4 protein-coding genes and 1 pseudogene are annotated in these 6,253 nt (G+C 77.9%); all 5 read right to left on the reverse strand.

Annotated features, from left to right (window positions below):
- Positions 1 to 35: 35 nt before the first annotated feature.
- Positions 36 to 1,616 carry a hypothetical protein gene (locus tag H7K62_RS21080; RefSeq protein WP_186722483.1) on the reverse strand — a complete coding sequence of 527 codons (1,581 nt, stop codon included), beginning with the start codon at positions 1,614 to 1,616 and terminating at the stop codon, positions 36 to 38.
- Between the two features lie 33 nt (positions 1,617 to 1,649).
- Positions 1,650 to 2,690, reverse strand: coding sequence for a lytic transglycosylase domain-containing protein (locus H7K62_RS21705; protein WP_222438008.1), 1,041 nt, complete (start codon positions 2,688 to 2,690; stop codon positions 1,650 to 1,652).
- Between the two features lie 2 nt (positions 2,691 to 2,692).
- Entirely contained in the window at positions 2,693 to 4,357 is a 1,665-nt protein-coding gene (locus tag H7K62_RS21090; RefSeq protein WP_186722484.1) for a hypothetical protein, read from the reverse strand.
- 64 nt (positions 4,358 to 4,421) lie between these two features.
- Positions 4,422 to 5,957 carry a hypothetical protein gene (locus H7K62_RS21095; RefSeq protein WP_186722485.1) on the reverse strand — a complete coding sequence of 512 codons (1,536 nt, stop codon included), beginning with the start codon at positions 5,955 to 5,957 and terminating at the stop codon, positions 4,422 to 4,424.
- Positions 5,938 to 6,253 (reverse strand): annotated as a pseudogene (locus tag H7K62_RS21100) (hypothetical protein); the annotation flags it as partial. The pseudogene H7K62_RS21100 and the gene H7K62_RS21095, both read right to left, overlap by 20 nt.

Raw genomic sequence — 6,253 nt, forward strand, 5'->3', positions numbered from 1 at the left:
GTCGGGCGTGCCCCGTCGGAGGGACGAGGGGCGGGTCAGGCCAGCTGGGAGTCCAGGAAGGCCCGCGACGCGCGCGCTATGGCCGGCTGGTCCGCGCGGACGCCGTCGTCCCCGGTGGCCAGCGACCGCGTGATCTCCCCGTGCGCGATGGCGAGGGCCGCCCGCGCGAAGGTGCTGGGCACCACCCCGTCCGCCAGGCGAGCGCCGGTGCCCTCCAGCACGCTGCGCGTGTGCGCGAGGATCGCGGCGTCCGCCTCCGCGTGCTGCTGGGCGAAGTCGTCGACGATGCTCGTCCGCGCCGCCATCGTGGTGAGCAGCAGCCGCAGCCGGAAGTCCGGGCTCCCCTCCGACTGGCGCAGCCGTCGGTGCACCGCGGCGGCGTCCCGGTCGGCCGCGGCGGCGGCGTCCTCCCCGGGCCGCAGCTGCGGGCCGCGGCTCAGCAGACCGGCGCGGAAGAGCGCCCAGCCCACGAGGTCGTCCACGTAGTGCTCCTGCAGCGCCCACCGGTCCCGCAGCTGAGCGGCGGTGGCCGCGTGGCCCTCAGCGCGCGCCTGCTCCACCACGCGCGCGGCTGACAGGGACGAGAAGAAGCGGGGCTCGGAGACCGACGCGGCCACACCGAACTCCTCCCCCAGCACCGCCAGGCCGCCCTCGAGCAGCTGCGCGGTGATGCCGTCCTCGGCGAGGCGCCGCCGCGTGACGGCGGTGCTGCGGGTGCCGGTGACGGGGTCCACCAGGCGCAGCAGGACCTCGGCCGGACCGGTGCGCGGCACGGGTGAGACCGGCACCGTCGGGTCCACCGGGCGAGCACCGCCCGCGCCCCCGCCGTCGTCGTCGAGGGGCTCCGTCCAGACGCCCACCAGCCCGGTGAAGCCCAGCTGGAAGGCGTCCACGGCCTGGTCGCGGGCCAGTGCGCTCTCGCCGAGCGCGGTGAAGCGCAGGCTGACCCCCTCCCCCAGGCTGCCCACGGCACGGGCCAGGTCACCGGCCCCCACACCGGGGCGCAGCCGCAGGCCCAGCCCCAGCAGCAGCGGGGCGAGCACGCCGTGCCAGGCGCTGTCGTACACCGCGTAGTTGCGCTGCTGCACGGCTCGCAGCCACGGGCGCGACGCCGTGAGCGCGCACGAGAGCACCTCCACCCGGGACGTCACCGGGGCCCGCAGCGAGTACAGGTTGGTCTGCGCGAGGTGCCCGGCCACCTCCCACGCGGTCGCGCCGGCGGGCATCTCCGCGTGGAGCGCCTGCGCCTGCTGCACGGCCCCCGCGAAGTGGTGCTCGAACCACAGGGCGTGGCTGAGGAGGTCGTCGACGAAGTCGTCCTGGCGGGGCCACCTGTCGCGCAGGTGCGCCGCGGTCACCCGCAGCGGTCCGACGCGGGTGGCCGCGGCGCACACGCGCGACGCCGACAGGCACCCGAAGAACAGCGCCGGCGGGACCCGGTCCGCCCCGGGCCGGGGGGCGTCGGTGACGGGGGTGCGGGGCTCCAGCTCGGCCAGCAGCAGGCTGACCCCGGCGTCGAGCAGGGCGGTGGTCATGGGGTGCGCGACGAGGCGCTCGCGGGCCTGCAGGGTGCGCCGCGTGGACGTCTCCGGGTCCCTGAGGCGTCGCAGCAGCACGCCGCCATGGTCGCGCGTCCCGCGGCCGCGCGGTCAGGGGGCGCTGGTGAGGGTCGCGCTGACCACGCCGGCCGGGACGGACGTCGCCTCGACGGGGCGCCAGACGGGGCGGTCGGACGTCCACTCCTGGCCCTGCCACACCACGCGCTCCACCCCCAGGCCCCGGTGCCCGTCGACGAGCCCCCGGGCCACCGCCCAGCCCAGCTGCACCTCGGCGGCGTCCGGCGCCTCGCCGCCACCGTCCCCACCGCCGTCGCCGCTGGTCACGGGCAGGAAGCAGGTGCGCCCCCCGTCGCGCGCGCAGGCGGAGACCGGGGTGCGGGTGCCGTAGGAGGCGTCCACCCAGCGGCGGGCGAACTCCGCGTTGGGCGCCACCCCGTCCGCGCCCAGCGGCCACGCCGGCAGCGGCTCGGCCGGGACGGACCCCGCCACCACCAGGCCCGGGGTGGCGGGGACGGTGAGCCGGTCGGCCAGGGCGGTGATGGCCTGCACGTACCCGTGGGTCTGCCCCTGCGAGAACGACGGCGGGGGCACCCCGCGGTAGCGCTGCACCGCCCCCGGCCCGGCGTTGTAGGCGGCGAGCATGAGGGAGACGGGGTCCCCGCGGTAGCCGCGGCCGGAGACCTGCTGGAGCAGGTAGCAGTCGTAGGAGGCCGCCGACGCCAGGGAGTCGGCGGGGTCGGTGATGACCGCGCCACCGCCGTTCGCGTCCACGCCGTGCTCGGCCCAGGTGCCCGGCATGAACTGCCCGAGCCCGCGGGCGCCGACCGCGCTGACGGAGTCCGGGTCCCACCCGGACTCCTGCTGGACCTGCGCGGCGAGCACCGGCGCGGGCAGCTGCGGGCACAGGGTGAGGGCGTAGTCGAAGGCCTCGCGGTAGCGGTCCGGCACGCCCCCGGGCCCCACGGCCACCGACGACGAGGTCGGCGCCCGCCACCGGTCCCCGGCGTCGCGCCCGGCGGTGAGCACGACCACCACCACCGCGGCCACGAGCACCACCGCCACCACCGCGACGGCGGCGACCACGGCGGCGGCCGCGGCGGCGAACCACCACAGCGCCCTGCGGCTGACCACCGCTAGCGCAGCCGCTGGGCGGTGTCGGTGAGCCGCCGCTCCACGCCGTAGAGGACGTGCTGGACGGCGCGCGCGGGCCGGCCGGGCACCTTCCACAGGGCCTGGTGGGCGCCGAGGGACTCCAGCGCCGCCACCTCCACCTCGGAGAACCCCAGCTGGTCGCCGAAGACGCGGGCGTTGACGGGCTCCTGGCGGAAGGAGACGACGACGTCGGCGTCGTGCACGAACGACCGGCCGGACTCCTGCGCGGCGAGCACGTCGGTGAGGTGCTGGGTGGCGCCGAGCAGCTCCACGCCCAGCGTGCGGGCCTTCTTCACCACCTCCTGCACCACCGCGCCCAGCTCGGGGACGCGGACGGCGTTCCACAGCTCGTCGACCACCACCACGCCCCACGCGCGGCCGGGCGCCGTCCACGTGGTGAGCATGAGCGCCGCCGACGCCGCCATGAGGACGGGGACGACGTCGGGATGGGTGGCCTGCACGCCGGACAGGTCCCAGACCACGACGTCGGCGTCGAGGTCGAGCTCGGGCGAGGTGGGCCCGTCCACGAAGCCGGCGAGGTCCCCGAAGACGAGGCGGTCCAGCAGCAGGCCCAGGTCGCGGCCCCAGGCGTGCAGCTCCCCCTCGGTGAGCGCGTCGGTGGTGGAGCCGGCGACGGGCTCGTCGGGGTCGGCCGGGGCCGCCAGCAGCGCCTGGCGCAGGTCCACCACGGTGGCCTGCCGCCCCGCGAGCGCGGGTGAGGCCAGCGTGCGGTCCAGCTGCACCCGCAGCGCGAACCCCTCGGCGGGGGTGAGGCGGCGCCCGGCGAGGAACTGCAGCACCGAGCGGACCAGGCCCTCGCGGCCTGCCCGCTCACCGCCGCCGTCACCGCCGCCACCGCCGCCGCCGTGCAGGCGGGCGTCGAGGAGGTTGAGGCGCAGGCGGCCGCCGGCGGCGAAGCGGTGCACCGCACCCCCGGCCTCCCGCCCGAGCGCGCAGAACTCCCCCTCGCTGACCCGGCGCCCGCCGTCGGCGGCGTCGACGTGGTTGACGGCGCGGGTGTCGTAGACCCACGCGCGGAAGCCGTGCTCGGCCACGGCGCGCACCAGGTAGCTCTTGAGCAGCGCGGACTTGCCGGCGAACTTCGACCCGAGCACCAGGGTGGACGAGCCCGACGTGCCGTGGTCGAACCAGGCGCGGCCGCTGTGGCGGACCGGCTCGCCGGTGTGGGCGTCGTACCCGACGAGCACGCCGCGCGGGGAGTCCCAGGCGGGGGCGTGGGCGTAGGGAAAGAGGGGCTGCAGGCCGTAGAGGTCGCTGCGGATCGGCGGGGCCGCGTAGTCGCCGAAGCCCAGCGCGGCGGCGGTGCGGCGGGCGCGGGGGTGCTCCTCGAGCGTGGGCCGCAGCGATGACCCGGACGCGACGGGCGGGCGGGGCCGGGTGCCGTCACCGGGCTCGCGGAGCCGGTAGGCGGCTGCCGCGGCGGCGCGGGCGACGCCGTCCCACGCGGTGTCGACCCCCCGCGCGACCGCGACCGCCGCCCGCGACGCTGCCGTGGCACGGCGGCGCGCGTGGCGCGGGAGGGCCGGGATGCCCGCGACAGCGCCGCCGACGAGCTCCTCCCAGGGGAGCGGTTCCGGCGCGTCGGAGGATCGGCCCACATCCGGTGACGGGTCGGTCACTCCCAAGGGGCCGATCCTCCGAGCACCCGGAGAGCAGTCCCTCCCTGTGCGCTGGACGCGGACCGGAGCGTCAGAGGACACGGGCCAGCCCCCGCCCGAGCAGCGTGCCGGCCACCACGGCCTGGTCCTGGCGCCGCGGCGCCACCGGGGCCACGTGCACGCCGCAGGCGCGGGCGGCCGCGACGAGCGCGTCGCCGTCGTCGTCGAGCTCGGCCAGGGAGGGGGCGTTGAGCACGAAGAACGCCGCGCCGTACCCGCCGTGCCACCCCCCGCCGGCGGCGGAGACGTTGAGCCGGCGCTCGTCGGCGGGCCGGTCGAGGGTGGCGCGCAGGTGCGAGGTCGACTCCCGGACCTGGCGGCGCAGCTCCTCCCCCTGGTCGTGGCGGTGGGCCTCGGCCAGCGTGGACACCCGGTCGCGCAGGTCGACGACGACGGCGACGACGTGCTCCAGCACCCGCCCGCGCACCGCGGCGCCCAGCGTGTGCAGCGGGACCAGGTCCACCGAGCTCTTCGCCTCGTCGCTGAAGCCCGTGACCTCGTAGCCGCGCAGGAACCCGTCCCCGTGGCGGCCCAGCACACCGACGTGCGTGGGCCGCACGTCGAGGGAGGGGACCATGCGGGAGGGGTCGGTGGGCTCGGGGTCCCACAGGGACACGGACCTGTCCAGCAGACCGCGGTTGACCCCCGCCAGCAGCTGCGCGTCCAGCGGGCGGCGCACGGCCACCTCGGCGGCCTCCAGCAGCGGCACCGCGGCGCGCAGCCGGTCGGCCACCACCCGGGCGGCGGCCAGGTGGGGGTCGGACTCACCGCGGACGCGGGCCGCCCGGGCGGCGGCGCGCAGCGCCGGGCCGGAGGTGGCCCACAGGGTGAGGAAGTGGTCGTACCGGGGGTGGTCGGCGGCGTCCTCACGCGCGGCGTCGGCCACCTCCCGGAACGCCGGCGGCGCCGGGGCGGCTGGACCAGCTGTGCCATCGGCGTAGGAGCACACCGAGTACATCGCCACCCTGTCGAAGGAGTCCGACAGCTGTCCCAGCGCCCGCCCCAGCTCACCGCGCAGCCGGTCGTGGCGGAGCACGTCGGGCAGGCCGCCCCACGCGGCGTCCACCTGCACGCACACCCCGTAGTGCCCGCCCGCCGCCCCGGAGAGGGCGGTGGCGCCGGAGGCGGAGCTGGGCTGGAAGAAGACGCACACGTCGCCGTCCTCGTCCCCGAAGGGGACGTCGCGCCAGGTGATGGTGCCGAACGCCGCGGGCAGGCGGCCGGGGGCGTGCCGGCCCGCCTCCAGGCCCGCGAAGCCGCTGGCCGAGGAGTACCGCAGCTCCCCGGCGCGGCTCAGCCCCCGCCAGCGCACCACGTCGAGCAGGCGCTGGTGCAGCGGGCGCACCCCGAACGGCGCCGCGAACAGCGCGACGCCCACCACCGCCACCACCAGGCCGGTGAGCATGAGCTCGGGGCTGCGGGCCAGCACCCCCAGCGGCACGCTGAGCACGAACACCCCGGCGAAGAACCACGGCAGCAGCGCCTCGCGGGCGGTGCGGCCGCGGGCGAACGCGGCGTAGGTCACCGACCGCTCGCCGATCACGTGCTCATTGGCTGCGCGGGCCACGGGTCCTCCTCCTCGACGACGGGGACGACGGCGACGACGGCGATGACGACGGGGACGCCGAGGTGGCGGAGGACCCGCCCACCCGGCGGCCGCGGCGCTCGCGGGCGCGGTCCCCGTGGGTGCGGGCGGGGCTGGCGCCGTCCTCCCGGGCCCCGGGTCCGGTGCCGCCCGGACCGGGACCGGCGCCGGGGGCGCGGCCCACCCAGTACAGGGGGTTGACCGGCGTGCGGCGGGCCTCGCGCTCGGCGCGCTGGGCCTCCCGGTCGCGGCGGCGCGCGTCCCAGCGGCCGCCCACG

The organism is Quadrisphaera sp. RL12-1S (assembly GCF_014270065.1).
Taxonomy (GTDB): Bacteria; Actinomycetota; Actinomycetes; order Actinomycetales; family Quadrisphaeraceae; genus Quadrisphaera.